Here is a 23,692-nt window from a genome sequence, read left to right as displayed (position 1 = left end):
CGCGACAACACCCCAAAACCGGTGCCATCCAACCGAATAGGACAACCACATGACTCATTCCACAGCCGAGCTAGAAGAGCTGCTGATGCAGCGATCTCTCTCCGATCCGCAACTGTTGGCGGCGGCCGAGGCCGCCCCGGATTTTCGCATCCTGCCGGATGCCACCGTCATCAAAATCGGCGGCCAAAGCGTGATCGATCGCGGCCGCGCCGCCGTTTATCCATTGGTGGACGAAATCGTCGCCGCCCGCAAACACCACAAGATGCTGATCGGCACCGGCGCGGGCACCCGCGCCCGCCATCTGTATTCGATCGCGGCCGGCGTCGGCCTGCCGGCCGGCGTACTTTCGCAACTCGGCGCCTCGGTTGCCGACCAAAATGCGGTGATGCTGGGACAACTGCTGGCGAAATACGGTATTTCAGCGGTTGACGGCGCCGGCCTGTCGGCGGTGCCGCTGTACTTGGCCGAGGTCAATGCCGTCGTGTTCAGCGGCATGCCGCCCTACAACTTGTGGATGCGCCCAGCCCCCGAAGGCGTGATTCCGCCCTACCGTACCGACGCCGGCTGCTTCCTGCTCGCCGAGCAATTCGGTTGCAAAGCCATGATTTACGTCAAGGACGAAAACGGTCTCTACACCGCAAATCCCAAGACCTCCAAGGACGCCACGTTCATCCCGAAGATTTCGGTGGACGAGATGAAGGCCAAGGGCTTGCACGACTCCATCCTCGAATTCCCGGTGCTCGACCTGTTGAAAACCGCGCGCCACATTCGCGAAATCCAGGTGATCAACGGACTGGTCCCCGGCAACCTATCCCGCGCGCTCGCCGGCGAGCACGTCGGCACCATCATTACCGCGAGCTGAGAATACGACAATGGCTGAACATACTAATACCATCAAACACGTTGCTTCGCCGCTGGCCCGCCAGACCTTGCTGGACGGCGATCTTACCCGTCCGGTCGCCGGCAGGCGCCCTATCCGATTACTGCCTTGGCTGCAAGTCGTCAAGATCGGCGGCCGTTCCATCATGGATCGCGGCGCCGACGCCATCCTGCCCATCGTCGACGAATTGCGTAAAATCCTGCCGGAACACCGCCTGCTGATCCTGACCGGAGCCGGAATCCGCGCTCGCCACCTATACGGCGTCGGACTCGATCTCGGTTTGCCGGTCGGTTCGCTCGCGCCGCTCGCCGCCAGCGAAGCGGGCCAGAACGGCCACATTCTGGCTTCGTTATTGGCACCGGAAGGCGTGTCTTACGTCGAACATCCGACCATCGCCAGTCAGTTGGCCATCCACCTCGCCGCCGCCCGCGCGGTGGTCGGCAGCGCCTTTCCGCCCTACCACCACCATGAGTTTCCAACCTCGCGGCTACCGTATCATAGGGCGGATACCGGCGCCTTCCTGCTGGCCGACGCGCTTGGCGCGGCCGGCTTGACCATCGTCGAGGACGTGGATGGCGTCTACACTGCCGACCCCAAGGCCGACGGCGAGCAAGCGCAATGGATCCGCGAAACCAGCGCCGCCGAATTGGCCAAGCAGGCGGGTCCTCTGCCCTTCGATCCCGCCCTGCTCGAAGTGATGGCGACCGCGCGTCACCTGGAACACATTCAGATCGTGAATGGCCTGGTGCCGGGCCGACTGACCGCCGCTTTGCGCGGCGAGCACGTCGGCACCATCATTCATAGCGGCGCGAACCCGCGTTAAAGTCGCAATCAGCGATTCCCGCGCTTTCCGCCATGCGGAAAAACACGCGTTAATACCAGCCGGGCAACGCTTGCCCGGCCAACCTAGCCAGCCACCGCCACTGATTCCGATACAGTCTGCCGTATTTTGAACGCCGGAGATCGGCCAATTGACGACTATCGTGCTTTTCACGTCAATGGCAGTTGAAAGTCCCTGATCAGCCATTCAACTTAAAGCTAACTGGACACGGCCTGCGAAAGCATGAAATAAACAAAGCACTAAATGGCCGTGTTCTAGTTGATCGTTTTAGTTAGGCTATGAAGCTACCCTTTTTCTTATTCCAAGAAGAGCTAATAGACTAGAGCCAAATAACCAAATTGCAGCAGGAACTGGAACTGGAACAAGAGCTCATCCAACAAAAATATTACCACCATCATATGGAACAACAGGGAGATCAAACGAGTGTAAAGAGCCATCCTTTAAATCATACTTTGCCTCTCCTAATCCCGCCTTCATCGCACCTGGCACCTCAAATGAGAAAATTAATATTCCGCTAACTTTGGCGATTGTGCTGTCTTTAACTACCCAATCATACTTACCACCACCCATCCCATCAATGCCAGAAGTAAATCCCCAGCCATCTGGTATGCCACTAATGGTGGCAAGTTGACCAACCCCTCCAGAAATGTGAAGACTATTTACATCAATCCCCTTGGTATCTACTGTGTAAGTGAATATTGTAGTTAACCCATTGTATGCTGGGCCACTTACAAATCTACTAGATGTTTGGATAGTTTGAGAGAACGTTATAGAACTAAAAAGAAGTCCAGATAATATAATAATAAAATTATGAAGTTTCATTGAGTAATTCTCCAAAAGCTAAAAAAGATCACAAATAACAATGTTTGATCATCTTATTTCTCCTGCGACCCGATGATAAAGATTAACTAGCGAATGGGCGCAAAAAAGTTTAACGACAATTATATTGTTACTGTATTTCTAACACGAAAGTTGCTTCACAGCCAGTATAATCTTATAAGATGTTGGGCTTTTTTCTTTATGCATATCATTGAAAGCGTGATAACTGGTGGCTTCTTAGGCCAAATTGCTGCCGTTCACTTGTGATATGTCATCGGCAGCAACGGGTCGATTCCGGCATTTCACCACTTCGATGAACGGTTGCCAACATTGGCGCGATCTTATCGGAATCGATGGCCTGGTTTGCGTCGGAACCGATGGCGGTTTTCAAGAGGTAGGTTGGCGTTGCCGGGGACAAACACGCGTTCGCCGCGCTCAAGGATGAGCGATGACCAACAAGGTGTCGGCTCTGGCGAGCGCGCAACTCAAGCATTGTTCCATCGTCTCCGGATCGAGTGCCGCGAAACTCTCGTCCAATACTGTCAACGCGGTGTTCCGCAGCAACGCGCGCGCCAGGAAAATCCGGCTCCGTTCGCCGTGGGAAAGTTGCCAACCGGTTTCGCCGACCCGCTGATGAATACCGGACGGCATGCGCTGTAACAAGGGTTCCAGCCCCAACGCGACACACAATTCCTCGGCCTCCAGAAGATCCGGCTTGTCGGCGGGCCAATGGCGGCCCATCAGTAGGTTGAAAGCCAGCGTGCCGGTCAGGATGTGGTTCTCGTGAAATTGCGGCGCCTCGCCAGCCAGCTTGTGCCAGTTATCCCCCAAGGTGTATCGGTCCAAGCCGTTCAGCAGCAACAAACCTGACTCCGGTTGGCGTAATCCGACCAGCAAGGCCGCCAAGGTCGATTTTCCACCGCCGGACGCACCTTCGAGCAAGCAACGTTCGCCGCGCCGAATCGTCAGATTGACACCGCGCAAGACCGGCTCGCCGCCCGCCCGATACCGGTAGCTCAAATCGCTGGCATCCACCAGTTTGCCGGACCCGGAGGCACCGACTGCGCCGCGCAAATCGGCGGCCGATAAAAACGGCTGGCAGGGCGGCTCTCGATAGGCAGCATGAAACAAAACCGCCACCTGTTGCCAGGCAATAAAGGCCCTGGCAAGCACCGCCAAGCCGGTTGCGACGTTCGAGAAAGCCCGGCCGGCCAATAAAATGCCGCCCAAACTGATCGCCAAACCGATCGATGCGGTATCGCCGCTGACGAAAGCCGGCGACAGACCCAGCAAGGCCAGCACCAGCCAGCCCCTTGCCAGCGAGCCGATCAGCGGTATTAGCGCGGCGTCGGTTTCGCTGGCGCTAAGCAAATAGTCGTTGAGCAGGCTGTCATCGTCGGCATCGCGGCGTTCGGGTGATTCCTGGGCCAGACAGGTACGATGACCGACCATGCGCTCGACCAACTGCTCGGTCATGGTCATCCGCTGAACGGTGGTGTGTTTCAGCCGGCGCAGATAGCGTCCGGTCAGCCACAAGGCCAAAACCGTCCAGCCGGCCAGCATCAACAAGTGGCCGAAGCCTGCGACGCCGGCGCTCAAGATCCATGCGGCGAACAGCCACTCGACCAGGCCGATCACCGTCGAAAAACCGCCGTTCAAGGACAGCGACTCCAGTGCCTGCGATTCCATGACCCGTCCTAACAATTGTCCGCTGCCCTGCTGTTTAACCGCCTCCAGATCCAAACGCAACGCACCGGCCAGCAAGCGTTGCTTCAGCAAGGTTCCGACATCCAATGCAAAACCGGCGTCGAGCCAGCCGCTGATCCAATGCAGCGGAATCAGCGAAAACACCGCCAAGCCCCAAGCCGACAGCCAACCGAAATCCAGCCGACCGTTCAACGCCGCTTCGCCGATCAGGCGCCAACCGGCAATTTCCAATGCATAGACCAGGGCTAGCACGACCAGCAGGCCGAATGCCCGTCTCGGTAAACCCGATTCGGCCAATTGGCTGCGCAGACCGGCCGTCGCCGGCTGACGCAACAACCAGCAGTTTTCAATCTTTTGGGTTGCCAGGCGTTGGTCCAGCAGCAGCGCCGTCACCGCCGACCGCCGCCGGTTCGGCACTTTGGCCAGGGTCAGCAAGCCTTCGATTTCCGCTTGCAACGGCGCTTCGAACTCCGCGCACAGCGCATTGCGCAAACCGGTAACCGAGCACATCGACCAGTGTAAATCCGGCCCCAGCACTTGCAGGCGACCGAGGCGCGAGGTTGATAAAAACAGGAAGCGCGCTTCGCCGCCAGTATCGATTTGTAAGATCGCCGGCCCGATGTCGCGCAACCAGTCAGCGACCTGGGGGACGAAAGTTTCGATCGGCTCGGCTTCCAAACCCAAGCGTTCGCCAGCCCAACCGATCCAAGAGCCAATCTCGGCCTGGTCGTCGGGAGGTGAAGCAGCGGCGACCGGATTCCGAGAGCCGGCGGCCAGTAATTTGGCACCGCGCGCCAGTTCTTCAATACCCTCGCCCAAGCGTACGGCCGGCCAGCTCAGGGCCAAAATGGCCGGATTCACGCGCTGCTCCCGGCCCGATCGCACGACAAGCGACCATCGGCAAGTGCCAAACGTCGCCAATGCTTGCCTTGCCAAAGCCGGTCGTGCAAACGGCGTTCGCTGTTCAACATCTCGCGATACCGGCTATCCCGACCGGCCAGAACCCGCGGCGCGGCGTCCTCCACGATGGCACCGTTTTCGACGACCAACACCCGCTCGAAACTCAGGGTTTCCTCGACATCGTGCGTCACGCACAACAGCGTCGCGGCGCGCCACCATTGTCTGGCTTCCATCAGCAATTGTCGGCGCTGAGTGCGGTCCATGCCGCGAAACGGCTCGTCCAGCAAGGCTAGCCGCACCTCGGTTTGCATCAACGCCCTGGCCAGCCGGACGCGCTGGCCTTCGCCGCCGGACAACAAGGCGCCGCTTTCGCCCAAGTGAGCCTGCAAGCCGGCCGGCAAGTTTTGCAACACCGGGCGCAAGGTCGCCGCGTCGATGGCCTCGCCTATCCGGCCGAATCCGCCATGCTGGACACCGAAAGTCAGGTTTTCCAAAAACGAACGGTTCCAAAGCTGCACGGCCGGGTCCAGCCAGGCGGTTTGCCGGCGCAACGCGGCAAGATACTTGCCGCTCAACGGCTTGCCGTCGACCAACAACCTGCCGGCCGCCAATCGGTGCCAGCCCAACAACAAACCGACCAAACTGGACTTACCGGCGCCGGAAGGACCGACTATCGCGATATGCTCGCCGGGAGCGATGCTTAAATCGACGTTCAGCAAGATATCGTGACCGGCCGCGACCACGTGGCCTTCGTTGATGCGGATGGCGGGCGGCCGCGTAAAGCCGCCTAGCCGATGCGTCCGAATTTTGTCGGGGCTCCGCTTGTTGATTCCGGGCTGCTCGCCCCCAAGTCTGGCGAAGGAAGGCCGGGATGCGTCCGCACTCCTCCGCGCCTTGCCAAATCGGCGTTTGCCCGGCCGGCCGACACCGTAAATGAAGTGTCCATCAAGCGAAATGCCCGATTCGTTACCCGAAAGCGCGCCGTCCGCCAAGCCGAAGGGCCAACCCAGGACCGAGTCGAAGCGCGTGCCCTGAGCGGAGCCGAAGGGGCTGCCCCCGCCGCTGTCGCTGCCGCTGCCGCCAATAACCTCACTCGCCGACTGCGGCCGCGAGCCGACCACGGCGTCGAGGGTATCGAACGACGGAGACACTTCCGTATCATCCGCTTCTTCCGGCGTGGCTAACGGTTCCAGCAAACGCAACAGACTATTGCGCTGGGCCGGATATTGATGCGCCAACGTCGTCAATTTTTGACCCAGCGCCGGCAATTTCAAAGCCCAATATACCAATAACAAGTCAGAACCGGTGACGCTGCCGGTCCGAATAAAATGTTGGCACAGCATCACACCGATCGCGCTCAAACTGGCCGCTCCCTGCACCGCTTCTATCGTCAACGCCGAACGAATTAAACCGCGACTGGCGAGCGCCCAATCCACCAACAGTCCTTCATGTTCGCGGCGCACCGCCGGTTCGGCTCGGTGAGTGCGTATCGGCACCAAGCCCAGCAAGGCGTCGAGATAAAAGCCGATCATTGCGCCGGTGTGATTGCGCACCCGTAAATCGCGCTCGTTCAACCAGGCTTGACCAATTAAAGGCACTGCCACCGCCAGCCCCGCGGCGAGCGCCGCCCAAGCGAATCCGGCGCGATCCAGCAATAGAATGCCGATCAACGTCAAGCATAAGTCGCACAGGGTTTGCATGAATTGAATCGCCAAGCCCGGAATCTGTCGGGTTAGCGCAATGGCGTGGCTGCGTTCGGCCATGTCGGACACCGGCCGACTTTGAAAATAACGATCGGGTAAACGCGGCAGTTTACGCAGCAATGCCATACGCAGTTGAATTTCCAGATGCCGGCCGTAACGTAGCGTTTCCATCGCAATCGGCACTTCGATCGACAACAGCAACGTGACAAAGACCAATAAGCTACATAACGCCCCCAGACGTTGTTCGGCGGCTTTCAGTTCCCAGGCAATATCGAACACGCCCCGGAACAACAAGGTCTCCAGCAGTACCGCGGCCACCGCCACGCTCAAGGCCCCCAGCAAGGCTAGCGGCGACAGCAAGCCGTCGGCTTTCAACAAGTCGAAAACAGTTCGTTCCGGATTCACGGGGCGCTGATTCAGCGCGGTTGTCAATTCGGCTTCCAGCGCATCTTGCACCGGCGGATCGGCTTCCAACGCGGGTTGCCGACCTCGGATTTGCAACAACACCGCGCCGTGCAGCAGCAATAGGGCTTCGTCGGTCCCGGCATCGTACGGCGCCACCGACCAATACGCCGCCGGAACGGTACGGGTTAAATCCTGGCTGGAAACCGCGCCGAGCACGGTCCGCAGCAAGCGAACCGCCACCGCGCCGGCACCAATACCGCCGACGGATTGCAGTGTGGACGCCAGCCGCAAACCGGCGTCCAATTTGGCGAAACCTAACCAATCGGGGTCTTGTTCCGCCTGGTCTATGATCGCATCGACCACTGCCCTTCCGGCCCCAAGCGCGGCCAGGCGCTGTCTGAGTGGATTCACAAACTCCGCGGAGGCGGCCCAAGCCCGCCAGTTGTCCGCCGAAACCGGCAGTTTATGCTGCAATATCTCCTCGGCGAATGACTTGCAACGCAGCCAGCGCCGGCCCACCGCCGGGTCCATCACTTGCAGCCAATCGCCGTGCCGGCGCCAAACGACGACAAAGTGCGTCGATCCGTCGGCCCGGTGCGCCACGACCATCGCCGGCAAGACGGCGGCCTCGGACAAAAACACATGATCGACCGGCACCATCACTTGCTCGGCTTGCAGGCCCAAGCGATTGGCGACCAGTTCCAACATGTCGATCGAAGTGCCGTCCACATTAGTTTGGCAGGCTTCCCGCAAGCGCCCGTAACTGACCGGAATTCGAAACCCTTCGAGCAGAGATTTCAGCGCCGCCGGCCCGCAATCCATCGCCGAGGTTTGTACCACCTCTGGCACCAGCCAACACCGCTCGCCGAACCAACTCATGACTCGGGCGCACCAGCGGACGAACGCGGTTGGCGAATGCCGTCGTCAAACAATTGTCCAGCCTTGCGCAATACCAGTAGCGCCGGGCTGAGTTGTTCGATGACGACTTCGACCGAGCCCGGCAAGCCGTGTTGCAACACGATAGCGGAGTTCGCCGCCGGCTCCGGCGCGAATTCAACCCGCACCCGGTTGTCGCGAATCTCCGATCCGACCGTGTTCACTGTCGCCGCCAACGTACCGAATTGCGCCCACGGGAATCCGTCCAGCCGCATCGTCGCGGTTTGACCGGGTTTAATCCGCCCGATCACCGCCGCCGGCGGGAATTCGGCGACGATACGCAATTCGCTGTGCGGTACCACCGAACCCAGCTTGTCGCCGATCGCCACATAGCCGCCGACCTGCAACGGCGCGATATCGCCGATTTGCCCGGCGGCCGGCGCGCGGATCCGATGTTTTTCGATCTCTTCGCGTAAGCGGTCTATCGTGATGCGGCAGGTTGCCTGTTCGCCGCTCAATTTGGCGGCATCCTGTTTTAACTCTTCGATTTCGGCCAGTTTTTGGTGGGAATGGGTTTGTGCATCCATTTGCAAGCGCTGAATGTCGGCGGACAGCGCGGAGCGGGCGGAACTGAGTTTTTGCACTTCGGTGCCGGCTCGGAGTGTATCGATCAAAGCGCCCTTGCCGGCTCCCTTCAACTCGCTCAAGCGCCGCTCGTAATCCTTGGCGAACGACACCGCCGCGTTGGCCTCGCGCTGCCGGGAGCGAGCGCTGTCGATAGCCGCCAACGCCGCTTGCTGGTCGTCCAGCCTGGACTGCTCCAATGCAGCGATTTGCTTATGCAACGCCTCTATTTGCGGCGGCAAGGCCGTCAATCTCGCCTGTTCTTCTTGCAAACGCAAGGTTTCACTGACCGTGTCCAATGTTGCCAACACCTGACCGGCCTCGACTTGCTGACCTAACGAAAAGTCGATCGAGACGATTTTGCCGGCGACCGGTGCAGCGATCGGATGTACCGAGCGATTGACCTCAAGACGGGCTTGCGAGCTGATCTCGTAAATTGTCAACCGCGCCATGCAAAACCAAAACAGCCAAGCCACCAGCAAAACGCCTGCCAGCGACCAGACGAGAATGGCATGCCGCGCGGAATCGCGCGCCAGGGAGCGGGTGGTGCGAGAGAAACGGGTAGGCAAACGAATTCTCCGGTAACAGTCGTTGAATGCCCGGAGATTTCGAACGTTTTGCCGGCCCGACGCAATGAACTAATTCACAGCGGGGTAGGATTTGCTTGTGGTGTCGGTAAGGTTCTGTGCCGGCCACGACCGTCGGCGCCGTTCCCCCGGTTATTAAAGGTCCGCCGCTGCCGCGAGCTTACGGATCGACTGAGCGGAAGCTAGGAGTGCCGAGTTGGCGTTTATTACTGCGAGTCGCTATCGAAGCGTTTCAAAGTCTCGGAAGACTAGCGTTTCTCTGGACGATTTTGCGGAACATGCGGTAGCGCGCTGGCCCGTCTTGTACTGGAACTTGGCGGCGTGGTTATTTCCGCCGGCGCGCGGGCCCAAAACGATACACCAACGCCGAGCCTATCCGCCCAAATACTCGATAGTGACCTCAGCGGTACCGCGCATGCCGATTCGCTCGGCGGCCGCCTTGGACAAATCGATCAAACGATCTTCCGCAAACGGCCCCCGATCGGTGATCACCACGTCAACCTGGCGACCGTTACGTAGATTGGTAACTCTAACCTTGCAGGGTATCGGCAAGGTCTTGTGCGCGGCCGTCAAGCCGCGCGGATCGAAGCGTATCCCGCTCGCGGTCCGCGGGCCGGATTCGGCGCCGTACCAGGACGCCCTGCCCCGTTCCTTATAACCCACCGCGCTTTGCAACGGTACGTAGGTTTTACCCTTAACCCGATAGGGCCTGTTGTAGCGGGCACCACTACCGGCCGGCCTGTTCGCGCTATCATCGCTTTCTTCCAAATCGGGCAATAGCGAACAACCGGCGAACGCCAGTACCGTTAAGGCTAATACGCAGCGTCGCAACATCAGGCCGGGCCGAGTTAGCCGCTTCGATATAGACCTAGCGAGATTCGCACGGTGAAATCCCGCGCGACCAATCCTTAAACCGATGTCGGCGCGGGATAGCACGCGCGAACGGTCGCCGTGGGCTTCGACGACGGCTACGCGATGTTTGAACATGCTATTTCGGGCTATGACGATTCGCGGTAGCTGAAGACTTCCCAACCAGACAAAACGCACAAACTGGCAATCAGTTTAGTTGACAACGGTATGTCCGCGCTGCCGCAAACAACTGTTGTAAGCATTTTTGAAGCGGTCTTCGGATTGGATGCCTTGCTTGGCGCCGCCGCCGATACCGCCCGCCGCCGCGCCTATCGCCGCTCCGGTACCCGGATTTCCGATAATCGCACCCAAGGCCGCGCCGCCCGCGGCACCGATTAAACCACCGACGCCGGCGCCGATCGCGGCTTCCTTGGCGGTACCGCCAGAGGCTTGTTCAGCAAGTTGCCGGCATTCCTGCATGTCTTGATTCAGACGATAGCTGTTCCGGTCGTTATAGGTATCGACGGTTGGGGTCCATCCGGTTTGGGTAGCGCAGCCGGACGCGCCGAGCGCGACGATGATCAAGCACGAAAACGAACGTAATGTCATCATCTGTTCATCCCATTGCCCAGCCAGGAACCCGCCGCCGCGCCAATCCCGGCGGCCAGCGGATCTCCGCCGCCCATTCCGTATCCCAAGGCACTGCCGACCATGCCGCCGACCAAGCCGGATGGGTAGCGCTGATCGTAATATCCGTAGCGCACCGGTGGAGGTGGCGGAGCGTAATAAACCGGAGGCGCCGGTACGTATTGCACGACAGGCGCCGGCACATATACTCGTTCCACCGGATACGCCGGAAAATAGTCGCGCTGATAATGATGGTGGTGATGGCGGTGGTGATGCTCACCCCAACCGTCGTCGGCGCTGACGGTCGACGAAAACGCGATACCCAATATTGCTAAGCTTGTTAATCTGAACATTGCACTCCCTCTTTGGATAATTATTCAGTTGCGGAAAATTCTAAAGACGGGGGCTTAAAGCAAAATTAAGGCGGGATTATGAAACGATTAAGACGGCGAAACCGAGCTCCGCTCGGGACTAACGATCCTCCTCGGGAACGGCTGGTGCTTGCCAGCTTCCGCGCTCGCGGGCATCCATGACGGTTTTCCAGCCATCGGCAACATCTTGCCGGGTCAAACCGAAGCGTTCCAATATCGAATCCAACATACCGGGTGTCTCCAAACCGGGCAAGCCCGGTAATGTCGGAGCAGCCGCCTTGGCTTTCGGCGCGATAATCACATTCCCGGCTATCGGCAGTTTGTCGGCATTCCGGCAACGCGCCGCGTCGTCGGTATACAACATTTTACCGTCAACCAGACATTTAACCGGCGGCGCGGCGGATGCCGCGACGGCGATCAGGCTCAAGACCGGCGTTAAAAACCTATTTATCCGCATACGTCCTCCCACCGGCAATAAGCGCGTCAGGTCTCGTCATTCGCCAGCCACTGCTTGGTCGGTGGGGCTTGATACGCGGCATAGCGCGTCAACAGCGTTTCGGGATCGCCGGCGACCATCAACAACTCGCGTTGCTCGGGCTTGACGAATTGTTCGGCGCGAACATGATCCAGAAACCCGAGCAGACCGTCGTAATAACCGGCGACGTTCAATAAACCGCAAGGTTTGCGGTGAAAACCCAATTGCGCCCAGGTCCAGATTTCGAACAATTCTTCCAAGGTACCGATACCGCCCGGCAACGCGACGAAGCCGTCGGCCAATTCCGCCATCCGCATCTTGCGTTCATGCATCGACGCGGTCACGTAAAGTTCAGTCAAGCCGGCGTGCGCGACTTCCTTATGAGCCAGTGCCTTGGGAATCACGCCGACCGCTTCGCCGCCCAGCGCCAGGACCCGATCCGCCACCGCTCCCATGATGCCGATGCCGGCGCCACCGTAAATCAAGCGAACGCCCCGCCGCACCATCGCCTCGGCCAGCGCGTTGGCCGAGGCGGTATAGGCCGGTAAGCGGCCCGGACTGGAACCGCAATAGACGCAAAGACTGCGAAAGGACATCGTGACCCCAAGTGATCGGCAACGGTACTTGAAAGTGTAGTGCAAAGTCGCTTGCTCGCCGGCGCCAGGGCGCCGGCTAAATGGGATCGAACGATACACGCCGTTCCGTTATTTGTGGTAAAACCGGTCCAAGGCAAAGGCCTCGGCGACTCGACGCGAATCCGCCCGCGAGTGGCCCCGGCTGGCGTGGACCGGGGCAACACTAACCTAATAATAATGAACGTAACCCGCGGCTTATTTTTTCGTTTGATCTGGGGCATTGTCCTGATCGATATCCTCGCCGTTTCGGTAACCGCTATAGCCTTGCGCCACAGCTATACCGCCTATCGGCAGCGCGCCGAAGTGGCCACCGAAAACCTGGCCAGCGTCATTGCCCAAACGATCGAAAGCACGATCGACCAAGTCGATTTGGGTTTGCAACTGGCGGCCGAACGGATAGAACAGCAGCTTGCCACCGGCCATCCAGATTCGGCGGGTTTATCGGCGCACATGGCGTGGCTGCAGACCAAGCTGCCATGGGTTATCGGACTGCGGGCCACCGACGCGCGCGGCACGGTAGCGTTCGGTACCGACATTCCCAAGGAATCGCCACCGAGCATGGCCGATCGCCGATATTTTACCGAGCTGCGCGATCGCCCCGAGTTGGGTCTGTTTATCAATCAACCGGTCATGTCGCGGATCAACCGGACCTGGGTGATCAATTTCGCGCGCCGCTTGCGGATACCGAACGGCGATTTTGCCGGCGTGGTCTTCGCCAATATTTCGCTGGACAATTTCAACAAAATGCTCAGTCGGGTCGATGTCGGTCGGCGCGGCGCGATCAATTTGCGCGACGCCGACCTACGCTTGATCGCGCGCCTGCCGTTTTCCGGCGACATTGCTAGCACGATTGGTCGACAAGATATTTCCGAGGAATTCAAACACCAACTTGCCAAGGATTCCAGGCAAGGCACTTTTCACAGCCCACTCAGTTTCGACGGGATGGCCCGGATCGTGTCGTTTCGACGGGTCAATTTCTACCCGCTCTACGTCAGCGTCGGTCTCGCCGAAATCGATTATTTGGCGGAGTGGTATAACGAAGTCTGGCAAATCGCCGGCTTGGTGTGTTTGTTCATCGCAATATCCTGGATTGGCGCCTGGTTAATCGTCCGGGCTTGGCGCCAACAGCAACGCATCATCGAACGTCTGGCCGCCGAAGAAGAAAAATTCCATATCGTTGCCGACTATCCCTACGACTGGGAATATTGGCTAAACGAAAACGGTACGTTGAATTACATGTCGCCCTCTTGCAAACGGATTACCGGTTACCCGCCGGAACACTTCATGGAAGATCCCGTTCGATTGCACGACGTCGTGCATGCCGACGACCGCGAAAGCTATCATCTGCATCGTCACGACGCCGGACATGCCAGGCCGGCTGAGCTGGATTTCCGCATCGTGCGCCGGGACGGAGAAATCCGCTGGATTTCACATTGCTGCCAAGCGGCGTTCAGCCGCGACGGCCGTTACATCGGTCACCGGGTGTCTAACCGCGACATCACCGATCGACGCTTATTCGAACATGAGATCAACCGCTTGGCCCAAGCCGCCGATCAAAATCCGGTCGGTATTCTGATTACCGAGCGCAACGGCACCGCCATCTATACCAACGCCGCCTACACCCGCATCACCGGCTATCGATTCGGCGAAATCTACGGCAAAAGTCACCGCGAACTGATCGCCTCCGAGATGACCGAAGCCGAATTCGCCGACAGCCTAAAAACGGTCAAGGCCGGCCGGCTCTGGCAAGCCGAACTGGTCAACCGTCACAAAAACGGCGAAGCGCGCTGGGAGCAAATCATCGCCTCGCCTATCTTCGACAGCGAGTTTAAAGTCGCTAACTTTCTCTACCTGCGCACCGATATTTCCGAGCAAAAAACCCTCCGCCAGCAACTGCAGTTGCTGAACGACGCGATGGATCAAGTCGGCGAAACCGTGTTCTTGATGGCCGAAAACGCCGCCGACTTTTTGTACGTTAACCAAAGCGCCACCAGCGTGCTGGGTTACAGCCGCGAAGAGATGCTAGGCCACGTCACGGTATTCGACATCGATCCGAATTGGTCGCCGGCCAGACTGACCGAATTTTGGCCGCGATTGCGCAACGAACGCCGAATTCGTTTCGAAACCCGCCACCTGACCAAGGACGGCCTAAGCATCCCGGTCGAAATTACCGCCAATTTTGTCGAATACGCCGGCCAAGGCTACAACTTGGCGATCTGCCGGGACATCAGCGAACGCCAGCGTAACGAAGATGAATTGCGGCGCTTGAATCGGGAGCTGCAAGCAATCGGCAGTTGCAATCAAATCTTGCTGCGCGCGGACACCGAACAAACCCTGCTCGACGAAGTGTGCCGGATCGTCTGCGAACAGGCCGGTTACCGAATGGCTTGGGTCGGGTTTTTGATGCGCGACGCCGAGCAAACCGTCCAACCGGTGGCTTGGGCCGGTGCGGAACTTGGCTATTTGCGCAACGCCAAATTGTCCTGGGGCGATAACGAACGAGGACAAGGGCCTTGCGGTTTAGCCGTTCGCTCCGGACAAGTGGTGTATGTAGAGGACATTGCCGGCGATCCGCTGATGGCGACTTGGCGGCAAGCGTGTTTGCGTCGCGACTATCGATCCTGCATCGCGTTGCCGCTGAAGGACACCGGTAATGTCGTCTTCGGGATCGTGTTGATTTATGCCGACCGGGTGGGCAGTATCACCTCGGCCGAAATACGTCTGTTAGGCGAATTGGCCAACGATTTGGCGTTCGGGATCAGCGTGCTGCGGGCCAGGTCGGAACGTCAACAGATCGAATCCAAATTGCACGATTCCGAAGAGCGCCTGAGGCTGACGCTGGAAGCGACTCAAATCGGCATTTGGGATTGGGATATCGAGAACGACCTCTGGTACGCTTCGCCCGCCTATTTCACGATGCTGGGTTATCAGCCCGAGACCGGTCCCGGCGATCGCCAGGAATGGATAGCGCGGCTACACCCCGACGATCGCGCCCGAGTCCTCGGTAAAATCGAAAGCGTGCTGATCGACGGCTTCCTGGAATATCAATACGAAGCCCGCCTCCGTCATGCCGACGGTCAATACCGTTGGCAGCAAGTGCGCGGTTTCGGAATACGCCGAGACAGTCACGGCAAGGTCACCCGTGTGCTCGGCACGCGGATGGACATACACGAACGCAAACTGGCCGAACAGGCCATGCGCGAAAGCGAAGCCAAATACCGGCGCATTGTCGATACCGCCACCGAAGGCATCTGGGTGGTGGGCCCGGACGGCCTGACCAACTTCGTCAACGGCCGGATGGCGGAACTGGTCGGTTACCGGGCCGAAGAACTGAACGGCCGGCCGATGAGCGATTTCATGCCGGCCGAAGACGCCGACGATCACTTGGAAAACTTCGCCGCCGGCGCGCCGGTATCACCGAGAACTACGAGCGGCGTTTCCTGACGCGGCGGGGCCAGTTCATTTGGGCGCAAGTGTCGGCGGCCCCAATTTTCGACGACGACGGCGTATTCCAAGGTTCGTTGGCAATGGTCACCGACATTAGCGAGCGTAAGCGTAACGAGGAAGAACTGCGGCGCTATAAAGACCATCTCGAAGACACGGTTCTGCAACGCACCGCCGAGTTATTGGAAGCCCGCGATGCCGCCGAAGCCGCGAATAAAGCCAAAAGCGTGTTTCTGGCGAATATGAGCCACGAGCTGCGCACGCCGCTCAACGCGATCCTGGGCTTTTCCGGACTGATGCGTACCGACGCGCAATTGACCGACAATCAACGGGACAACCTGGACATCATCAACCGCAGCGGCGCGCATTTATTGAACTTGATCAACGATGTGTTGGAAATGGCCAAAATCGAGGCGGGCCACTTGCAAGTCGAAATAGCCCCATTCGATTTAGGCGGCTTGGTTCGCGATGTGACCGAACTGATGCAAGTTCGCGCCGAGGAAAAAGGTCTGCGCCTGACGCTGGATCAATCGTCGGAATTTCCGCGTTACATCAAGAGCGACGAATCGCGCTTGCGGCAAATCCTGATCAACTTGATCAATAACGCCATCAAATTCACCGAACAAGGCGGCGTCACGGTGAGGCTAGGGGTCAAGGAAAACGCTCGCCACCATCTGATCATCGAGGTGGAAGACTCCGGGGCCGGCATCGCGCCGCAAGATCGCCAGCGCCTATTCGAACCCTTCGTCCAGCTCGCCGACAGCCGCTTGCCGCAGAGCGGCACGGGCCTCGGTTTGGCGATCACCCGGCAATTCGTCGAAATGCTGCACGGCCGGATCGAGGTCGACAGCCAACCCGGCAAAGGTTCGCTATTTCGGATCGAATTACCGGTCGAGTTGTCGGATACCGTCGACATACCCAGCCAACACGCCGACAAGCTCGGACCGATCGTCGGCTTAGAGCCAGGGCAGCCGCGCTACCGCATCCTAATCGTCGAAGACCAACCGGAAAACCAGTCCTTGCTCAGTCGCTTGATGCACACCCTGGATTTGCCGGTCAAAATAGCCGAAAACGGCAAGCAAGGCGTCGAGCTATTCGAAACCTGGCAGCCGGATTTGATCTGGATGGATAGACGCATGCCGGAAATGGACGGTATCGAGGCGACGCTACGCATCCGCCGCTTACCGGGCGGCGATAAAGTGAAAATCGTGGCCGTGACCGCCTCGGCCTTCAAGGAACAACAGCGGGAAATGCTGGACGCCGGCATGGACGACTTCATCCGCAAGCCCTACCGGTTCGAGGAAATTTACGACTGCCTAGCCAGGCAATTGGGGGTGAAATACGTTTACCTCGGCGCGCCACCGCGAAACACGCCAATCGACAACGAACCCGACCTCGAACGCTTGGCGGCGCTGCCGGCACCGCTAAGACTCGATCTGCGCGCGGCCGTGGAAAGCCTGGATGCCGCGCGTATCGCCGCCGCGATCGGCGAAATCGCCGAAGTCGCTCCCGACTTGGCGCAAACTCTGAGTCGATGCGCCGACTATTTCGAGTATCCGACGATATTGACCGCGCTGGATCGCTGCACGGCCTTAATCCGGGCGCCTAACAGCTAGCCGAGTGGCTTTCCCTAACATTCCGGTATTGAAACAACCCGTGACCGATAAATGTGTCGGATCGCCGCGATGCTCAAACCGGCGCGTCGCGCCATCACCGCTGCGGCGCGATGGCGCAAAGGCTACAATTGCAGCCGAGTCCAAGTTGTCGCAAAGCGGACAGGTACCCCATAACGCTAAACCGTCGCCACCAGGACCGCTGAAGCCAACGCCGACCCTAGTCCGCCGCGACCGGCCGGCGACGGCGATTTCAGTATTAACCCGAAATGGGCAACGCCCAGACGGAGGATATTTAACAATGTTTGCGCCAAGCTTACGATGGGTCGGTGCCTGGGTTTTGGGGCTGAGCTGCGCCTGCCTGCCCTGCACGCCGTCAATAGCCGACGACAAGCCTGCAACGACTGAAGCGGAATCAGCATCGAACGCCTCGTCGTTCGACACCGCATGGGGCGGCGCCCGGAACGGCCCGCCGGCGCGCATCGGGGCGCGGGTGGCGATCGTCTGCGAAGACTTGCGCAATGGCGGGGTACTCGGCGTCACCCGGGGCATCCGCGAGGCGGCGGGCGAAATCGGCTGGCAAACGAAAATATTCGACGCGGGCGGCAACCCGGCCGGACGCGACCGGGCCTTGACCGCCGCCAACGCGCAGCAGCCGGACGGCGTGATCGTGGTCGGCACCGACGCCCGCGCCATCGGCGCCGGACTGGCGCCATTCGCCGAGCGCGGTATCCCGGTGGTCGGCTGGCACGTCGATCTCAAGGCCGGCGCGCTGGATAAAGGCCCTATCGCGATAAACGTGTCCAGCGACCCGCTGGAAGTTGCCCGCGTGACCGCCGCGGCCGCCGTTTCGGACGCGCGCGGCGCCGGTGTGGTGATCGTCACCGACAGCAACTTCGACATTGCCCTAGCCAAGGCCGAAGCAATGGCCATCGTTGTGCGACGTTGCGCGGAATGCAAGTTGCTGGAAATCCGGGACATCGCGATTTCCACGGCTGCTGAAACGATGCCGAAAATCACCCGCGAATGGTTGGCGCGCCACGGCACCGGCCTGACTCACCTATTGGCGATCAACGATATTTATTTCGACTACGCGGTGCCGGAACTCACCCAATCCGGTCGGTCCAGTGCCAGTATCGCCTTGCTGTCGGCCGGCGACGGCAGCCCCGCCGCCTTTCTGCGTATCCGCGCCGGCGCCTTTCAAACCGCCACCGCCGCTGAGCCGCTAAATCTGCAAGGCTGGCAGCTAATCGACGAATTGAACCGGCTACTGTCCGGTCAAGCGGTCACCGGCTACGTGGTTCCGGTACATCTGGTCACGGCCGCGAATATCGCGTCGGAAGGCGCGCCCGACCTGCTGTATGATCCGAACAATGGTTACCGGGAAATTTTCCGGCACATTTGGAAACCTTGAAACCGACATGAGCCTGTCACGCCGTTATCTGCCCCGTACGCTACGCCGGCAATTTCTGTTCACATTGGCCGCGCTGGCGGCCTTAATTCTGGCCGGCGGCCTGACTGCGGTCCATGCCTTGCGCGGCTCGGCGAACACCGTCGCCTGGCTGGCGGAGGAGCGCTTGGAAAGCCTGCGGCAAGCGCAACAGATGGTCGACCAGACCTTGCAGATCGAACGCGCCTCCTACCAATTGGCAAGGACCGGCGCACTCGCCCCAATGCGGGCAAGTTACGCCGATATTGCCAAGCGCATGGAAATCTTCGATGTATTGGTGGACAAACTGGCCGCCGGCGGCGAAGACGCCGCCTTGTTGGATTTGCGGCAAGCCAGTCAATTGTTTCGCAATACCGCGAATGTCGTCCCGCAGTTGCGGGAAAGCGCCGTGCGCGAATCCCTGGCGCCCCAAGACGCAGCCGACAGCGCCGCCCGCCATCGCGTGCAACAGGAATTCGACGAGGAACTGCGCCGCCAGGCGAATGCGATGGTGGATGCCGCGCGAACCCTGAACGATCAATACACCGAGGCCTACCGCAACAGCGTGCGCGAACTGCGGCAAACCGCCCGCGACAAGGAACATTGGGTGGAAATCCTACTGGCCGGCAGCTTGCTGCTGGCTTGGATGATCGCCCAAGTTTTCGTCGGCCGGCACGTGCTGGCGCGTCTGCAACACATTAGTCGCCAATTACGCGAAGACCATCCCGACAACGCGACCGGGAGTACGCCGCGATCCGACCTCGACGAAATCGATGAGATGGCCCAGGCCGTGGCGCAATTTCGCGAGGATAGGCGACAACTGGCGCTACGCACCGAGGAATTGGCGCGCGCCCGCGACGCGGCCGAATCGGCCAACAAAGCCAAGAGCGCGTTTCTCGCCAATATGAGCCACGAACTGCGTACGCCCTTGAGCGCGATTTTGGGCTTTTCCAGCATGTTGCGCGACGATCCCGAACTGAGCGAAAGCCAGCTGGAAAGTCTGGACATCATTAATCGTAGCGGCGAGCACCTGCTGGATTTGATCAACGATGTGCTGGAAATCGCCAAGATCGAGGCTGGTCAACTTAAATTGACGGTCGCGCCGTTCGACCTCGGCGGCCTGGTCAGAGACGTGACCGACATGATGCAAGCACGGGCGTCAGCCAAAGGTTTACGGCTCGGCGTGGATCAATCTTCCGAGTTTCCCCGTTTCATCAAGGCCGACCAAGCTCGGCTCCGCCAGATATTGGTGAATCTGATCGGCAACGCGCTGAAGTTCACCCCAGCAGGCGGTGTGACGGTAAGGCTGGCGACGCTGGAAAACCACCGCCAGCACTTGCTGATGACGGTCGAAGACACCGGACCCGGCATTGCCCCGGAGGATCAACAACGCTTGTTCGAACCGTTCGTGCAGTTGGCGGATAACGGCGATCAAAAAGGCACCGGACTTGGCTTGGCCATTACCCGACAATTCGTCGAATTGATGGGAGGCCGAATCTCGGTGACCAGCACGCCCGGCAAGGGCTCGCTATTTTCCGTCGACGTGCCGGTCGAACTAGTGGCGGATGAGGCATTTCCGGTAAGCATTACCCCCAGATCGGGGTCGGCGATCCGCCTGGCGCCTGGCCAACCGACTTATCGAATCTTGATCGCCGACGACCAAATCGAAAACCAGATTCTACTCCGGCAATTGATGAACCGTCTTGGCCTGGAAACCCGAATTGCGGGCAACGGCCAACAGTGTTTGGATCTCTGTCGGGACTGGCAACCCGATCTGATTTGGATGGATAGACGGATGCCGGTGCTGGACGGCGTCGAGGCGACCCGGCAAATCCGCCGCCTGCCGGGCGGCAACCGGATCAAGATTATCGCCGTTACCGCCTCCGCCTTCCGGGAAGAGCAGCAGGAAATGCTGGACGCCGGCATGGACGACTTCATTCCCAAACCTTATCGCTTTCAGGAGATCTACGATTGCTTGGCCAGGCATTTGGGTGTCGAGTTCGTTGACGACCGTTTATCGAATAGCGTCGAACCTCCCGCCAACGCTCCGGTCGCGGACTCGCTGGCCGACTTGCCGGCGCCGTTGCGCCTATCGCTGCGGCAGGCACTGGAGAGCCTGGACGCCGCCCAAATAGCGACGGCGATACGTCAAATCGGCGTCGGACACGCCGCGCTGGCGGAGCGGCTGGCCGCGTTGGCGGCGAATTTCGACTATCCGGGCATTTTGAAACTCCTAGACACCGCTGACCTCGACTAACCGGCGGCACGCTACGCAACCGCGTCGCCGCCAGCTCGGCTAGCCTAACTTGAATATTCGCGTGGTTTTCGACCTATCGGCTATGCTTATCGGCTAACGTAAGTGGCGTGGTGACGCTGAAAATCCGTATGCGGTTTAACGAATTTTCCGGGGGCTTCGAATGAAAGCAGGTAAGCATGACGCCGACTTAACGGCGATTGCCAAACTGGCGTTAGCGCTGAGTTTGTCGCAGTTGGCTTCGCTTGCGAGCGCGAACGAACCCGAGGACACCGCAATCTCGCCTGCTAAACCGGCCAGCGCCACCCAGCCCAATTCGGCCCCCTCAAACTCCAACGCTCTCGAAAGCCTAAGCGAAGCGCTAGCCGCCGTCGACGAATTCAACGGCCCGTTAAAGGATGTCGCGGACATGGACATCGACGAGCTGGTCAAGGTCAAGGTCTCGCCGTTCGAAGTGTCCAGCGAGCTCGATAGCGGTTACCGGGCTTCCAACTCGGTGTCCGGCTCGCGTTTCGACGCGCCGATTCGCGAATTGCCTTTCGCGATCCAAAGCTTTACCGAAGCCTTTATCAAGGATCAACGGCCTCGCGAGATTTTCGACATCGCCCGCTATTCTCCCGGCGTCACCTATCGGAGCAACGATTTCAACGAAGGTAACGCGAATCTGGCGATCCGCGGCTTTACCGTTGGCTCGTTGGCCGGCGGCAATATTCAGACCTTGCGGGACGGAGTGCATGGTCCGTCGATTCTGGATTTCACGAATGTGTCGCGAGTGGAAGTCGTCAAGGGGCCGGCCTCGTTTCTGTACGGGCAAGTCGCGCCGGGCGGTATCGTCAACGTCATCACCAAAACACCCCAGCGCGAATTCGCGGCGAATGCCGCCGCCCGTTACGGTTCCTACGGCCAATACCGCTTCGAAACCGACGTGACCGGGCCGGCCTCGAAAACTCTGTTTTACCGAATGGCGGCCGCTTACGACCAAGATCTGCACTATTGGGAGCCTTACGACGCCCATGCCTGGAATATTTCGCCATCCCTGCTTTGGCAGCCCATCGACCGCTTCAGCCTATCGCTGAAATACGAGCGGTTCGAAAAGATCGAAGCGCCGCAACTCATGCAAAAGCCCGGTTACGGTACTTGGACCGGCATCATGCCCAGTGCAACCGATCCCAACCGATCCGGCGTCGACGTGCCGGGCCTGCCTGACACCTGGAACGGCATGGCCTACAGCGATTATCGCCATAGCAATACCGATAACCTCAGCACCTGGTTAGACTTCAAAGCCGACGAACACTGGAATTTGCGGGCAGGCTATTCCCATATGGAATACGACGTGGATGCATTGGCCACCGGCAATTTCGGCATGGCGAACAACGTCACGACCTTACAGGGGCGGCGGGTTCGCCATCAGGTTTACAGCAACCGCGACGACACGATCGAACTGCAAGGCGTCGGCCGCTACGATTTTGGCTTCGCCAGTCTGCGCCTGTTGTTCGGTGGGCAGTACGTGGACCGCAATTTTCACCGTTGGGCCGGTCAGGCGCCCAACGATCCAAGCCTCGGCGGCAATCCGACCGCGTCGCCGCTGCCGCTATGGGATTTGAGCGATCCCTCGACCTGGAATCGCCACACCTCGATCGGCTTGTCGGGATTGACCGCTTCCCGGTTCGACCAAAACCTCAACGCGGCGGATAAGTCGGTTTACGGCGGCTCGACCTTCGGATTTTTCGAAGATCGCTTACTGGTGCTGACCGGCTGGCGTTGGACCGAGACCGAAAGCCGGCTTAGCGACGTCTTGAACCAGCGGTCGCAGCCGCGGGTTAGCACCAGCCGGGTGACGCCACAATACGGGCTGTTGTACAAATTGACGCCGGAATGGTCCTGGTTCGCCAGCTATGCCGAATCCTTCGTCCCCGGCACATTTTCCACCAACCGTCTTGACGGCGGCACAGCCATTCCGGACCCCAGCGAGGGCCGGGGCTACGACGTCGGCATCAAAGCGGAATGGCTCGACGGCCGCCTGTCCAGCACCTTGAGCTACTTCGACATCGAAAATAAAAACATCGTCAACGACTTGGCCGTTACCGACGCCAACGGCGTCGTGACGATCTACGGCGTACAGACCGGCAAGCAAACTTCGCGCGGCATTGAATGGGATGCCACCGCCCAATTGACCGAGCAATGGCAGCTCTATCTATCCTATACCTATATGGATGCCAAGATTACCGAGTTCACCGGCCGGGACGATGCCATCCTGGCCCGGAACCCCGATACGCTGGACGCCACCGGCCTAGCGTATTACAAGAATGCGCTGCGATTTCATAACGCGCCGCTGCAAATGAGCGCGCCGCATCTTGCCAATCTGTGGACGCGTTACGACTTCAAGGCCGACGCCTGGCGCGGCTTGCATATCGGTGGCGGCTTCAATTTCGTCTACGATCAAACCTTGTTATCGGATACCCCAAGCTCGGACCGGCAAACCTATCTGCTGTTGAACGCGTTGATCGGCTATAGCTGGCGAGTCGGCGAACACGAACTGAGCGTGGATTTCATGGGGAAAAATCTGCTCGACGAACAATATCGTCCCTCGCAAAGCAGCCGCGGCCGGCCGCGCGAGCTGACGATCAGTTTCTCCGTCAAGTTTTGATGGCGG

16 protein-coding genes and 1 pseudogene are annotated in these 23,692 nt (G+C 59.4%); 7 read left to right on the top strand and 10 right to left on the bottom strand.

Annotated elements, in window-relative coordinates:
- The first annotated feature begins 49 nt into the window (after positions 1-49).
- Both ACP4CD_RS04915 and ACP4CD_RS04910 read left to right on the top strand, forming a co-directional pair.
- Positions 50-862 (top strand): hypothetical protein, encoded by an 813-nt coding sequence (locus tag ACP4CD_RS04915; protein ID WP_426993788.1) that lies wholly within the window; start codon positions 50-52, stop codon positions 860-862.
- 10 nt (positions 863-872) lie between these two features.
- Positions 873-1,703 carry a hypothetical protein gene (locus ACP4CD_RS04910; protein WP_426993787.1) on the top strand — a complete coding sequence of 277 codons (831 nt, stop codon included), beginning with the start codon at positions 873-875 and terminating at the stop codon, positions 1,701-1,703.
- A 294-nt stretch (positions 1,704-1,997) separates the two neighbouring features.
- On the opposite strand, the pseudogene ACP4CD_RS04905 reads toward ACP4CD_RS04910, so the two are convergent.
- From ACP4CD_RS04905 to ACP4CD_RS04860, 10 genes and pseudogenes are all read right to left on the bottom strand, one after another.
- Positions 1,998-2,072 (bottom strand): annotated as a pseudogene (locus tag ACP4CD_RS04905) (hypothetical protein); the annotation flags it as partial.
- Positions 2,073-2,090: 18 nt separating this feature from the next.
- Entirely contained in the window at positions 2,091-2,543 is a 453-nt protein-coding gene (locus ACP4CD_RS04900) for a hypothetical protein (protein WP_426993786.1), read from the bottom strand.
- Positions 2,544-2,975: 432 nt separating this feature from the next.
- Positions 2,976-5,108: an ATP-binding cassette domain-containing protein gene (locus tag ACP4CD_RS04895; protein ID WP_426993785.1), complete on the bottom strand. Its 2,133-nt coding sequence runs from the start codon at positions 5,106-5,108 to the stop codon at positions 2,976-2,978.
- On the bottom strand, positions 5,105-8,134 hold the full coding sequence (locus ACP4CD_RS04890; RefSeq protein ID WP_426993784.1) for an ATP-binding cassette domain-containing protein: 3,030 nt from the start codon (positions 8,132-8,134) through the stop codon (positions 5,105-5,107). Before ACP4CD_RS04890 ends, ACP4CD_RS04895 begins: the two co-directional genes overlap by 4 nt.
- Entirely contained in the window at positions 8,131-9,324 is a 1,194-nt protein-coding gene (locus tag ACP4CD_RS04885; RefSeq protein ID WP_426993783.1) for an HlyD family secretion protein, read from the bottom strand. Before ACP4CD_RS04885 ends, ACP4CD_RS04890 begins: the two co-directional genes overlap by 4 nt.
- Before the next feature lie 390 nt (positions 9,325-9,714).
- On the bottom strand, positions 9,715-10,329 hold the full coding sequence (locus ACP4CD_RS04880) for a septal ring lytic transglycosylase RlpA family protein (RefSeq protein ID WP_426993782.1): 615 nt from the start codon (positions 10,327-10,329) through the stop codon (positions 9,715-9,717).
- A gap of 75 nt (positions 10,330-10,404) precedes the next feature.
- Entirely contained in the window at positions 10,405-10,803 is a 399-nt protein-coding gene (locus ACP4CD_RS04875) for a glycine zipper family protein (RefSeq protein WP_396641977.1), read from the bottom strand.
- Positions 10,800-11,171, bottom strand: a complete 372-nt coding sequence (locus tag ACP4CD_RS04870) for a hypothetical protein (RefSeq protein ID WP_426993781.1) — start codon at positions 11,169-11,171, stop codon at positions 10,800-10,802. Before ACP4CD_RS04870 ends, ACP4CD_RS04875 begins: the two co-directional genes overlap by 4 nt.
- A 118-nt stretch (positions 11,172-11,289) precedes the next feature.
- Positions 11,290-11,646: a hypothetical protein gene (locus tag ACP4CD_RS04865; protein ID WP_426993780.1), complete on the bottom strand. Its 357-nt coding sequence runs from the start codon at positions 11,644-11,646 to the stop codon at positions 11,290-11,292.
- 26 nt (positions 11,647-11,672) lie between these two features.
- Positions 11,673-12,260, bottom strand: coding sequence for a TIGR00730 family Rossman fold protein (locus ACP4CD_RS04860; protein ID WP_426993779.1), 588 nt, complete (start codon positions 12,258-12,260; stop codon positions 11,673-11,675).
- Positions 12,261-12,476: 216 nt separating this feature from the next.
- On the opposite strand from ACP4CD_RS04860, the gene ACP4CD_RS04855 reads away from it, so the two are divergent.
- The 5 genes from ACP4CD_RS04855 to ACP4CD_RS04835 all read left to right on the top strand — a co-directional run bounded on the left by ACP4CD_RS04855 (position 12,477) and on the right by ACP4CD_RS04835 (position 23,686).
- Entirely contained in the window at positions 12,477-15,743 is a 3,267-nt protein-coding gene (locus ACP4CD_RS04855; protein WP_426993778.1) for a PAS domain S-box protein, read from the top strand.
- Positions 15,713-17,359 carry an ATP-binding protein gene (locus ACP4CD_RS04850; RefSeq protein WP_426994657.1) on the top strand — a complete coding sequence of 549 codons (1,647 nt, stop codon included), beginning with the start codon at positions 15,713-15,715 and terminating at the stop codon, positions 17,357-17,359. The genes ACP4CD_RS04855 and ACP4CD_RS04850 overlap by 31 nt, the downstream gene beginning before the upstream one ends.
- Positions 17,360-17,657: 298 nt before the next feature.
- Positions 17,658-18,770 carry a substrate-binding domain-containing protein gene (locus ACP4CD_RS04845; protein WP_426993777.1) on the top strand — a complete coding sequence of 371 codons (1,113 nt, stop codon included), beginning with the start codon at positions 17,658-17,660 and terminating at the stop codon, positions 18,768-18,770.
- 7 nt (positions 18,771-18,777) lie between these two features.
- Positions 18,778-21,042 (top strand): ATP-binding protein, encoded by a 2,265-nt coding sequence (locus ACP4CD_RS04840; protein WP_426993776.1) that lies wholly within the window; start codon positions 18,778-18,780, stop codon positions 21,040-21,042.
- Positions 21,043-21,202: 160 nt separating this feature from the next.
- Positions 21,203-23,686, top strand: coding sequence for a TonB-dependent siderophore receptor (locus ACP4CD_RS04835; RefSeq protein WP_426993775.1), 2,484 nt, complete (start codon positions 21,203-21,205; stop codon positions 23,684-23,686).
- Positions 23,687-23,692 lie beyond the last annotated feature (6 nt).

The organism is Methylomonas stagni (assembly GCF_050154735.1).
Classification (GTDB): domain Bacteria; phylum Pseudomonadota; class Gammaproteobacteria; order Methylococcales; family Methylomonadaceae; genus Methylomonas; species Methylomonas koyamae_A.
Note: the sequence above shows the minus strand (reverse complement) of the source record. Positions and strands in the feature narration are given on the sequence as shown.

Excerpts from the sequence above, each read along its gene's own strand:
- ACP4CD_RS04915 (WP_426993788.1), top strand. The coding sequence starts at position 50 with ATGACTCATTCCACAGCCGAGCTAGAAGAGCTGCTGATGCAGCGATCT.
- ACP4CD_RS04890 (WP_426993784.1), bottom strand. The coding sequence starts at position 8,134 with ATGAGTTGGTTCGGCGAGCGGTGTTGGCTGGTGCCAGAGGTGGTACAA.
- ACP4CD_RS04855 (WP_426993778.1), top strand. The coding sequence starts at position 12,477 with ATGAACGTAACCCGCGGCTTATTTTTTCGTTTGATCTGGGGCATTGTC.
- ACP4CD_RS04835 (WP_426993775.1), top strand. The coding sequence starts at position 21,203 with ATGAAAGCAGGTAAGCATGACGCCGACTTAACGGCGATTGCCAAACTG.
- ACP4CD_RS04860 (WP_426993779.1), bottom strand. The coding sequence starts at position 12,260 with ATGTCCTTTCGCAGTCTTTGCGTCTATTGCGGTTCCAGTCCGGGCCGC.
- ACP4CD_RS04880 (WP_426993782.1), bottom strand. The coding sequence starts at position 10,329 with ATGTTCAAACATCGCGTAGCCGTCGTCGAAGCCCACGGCGACCGTTCG.
- ACP4CD_RS04875 (WP_396641977.1), bottom strand. The coding sequence starts at position 10,803 with ATGATGACATTACGTTCGTTTTCGTGCTTGATCATCGTCGCGCTCGGC.
- ACP4CD_RS04900 (WP_426993786.1), bottom strand. The coding sequence starts at position 2,543 with ATGAAACTTCATAATTTTATTATTATATTATCTGGACTTCTTTTTAGT.
- ACP4CD_RS04840 (WP_426993776.1), top strand. The coding sequence starts at position 18,778 with ATGAGCCTGTCACGCCGTTATCTGCCCCGTACGCTACGCCGGCAATTT.
- ACP4CD_RS04870 (WP_426993781.1), bottom strand. The coding sequence starts at position 11,171 with ATGTTCAGATTAACAAGCTTAGCAATATTGGGTATCGCGTTTTCGTCG.
- ACP4CD_RS04865 (WP_426993780.1), bottom strand. The coding sequence starts at position 11,646 with ATGCGGATAAATAGGTTTTTAACGCCGGTCTTGAGCCTGATCGCCGTC.
- ACP4CD_RS04910 (WP_426993787.1), top strand. The coding sequence starts at position 873 with ATGGCTGAACATACTAATACCATCAAACACGTTGCTTCGCCGCTGGCC.
- ACP4CD_RS04845 (WP_426993777.1), top strand. The coding sequence starts at position 17,658 with ATGTTTGCGCCAAGCTTACGATGGGTCGGTGCCTGGGTTTTGGGGCTG.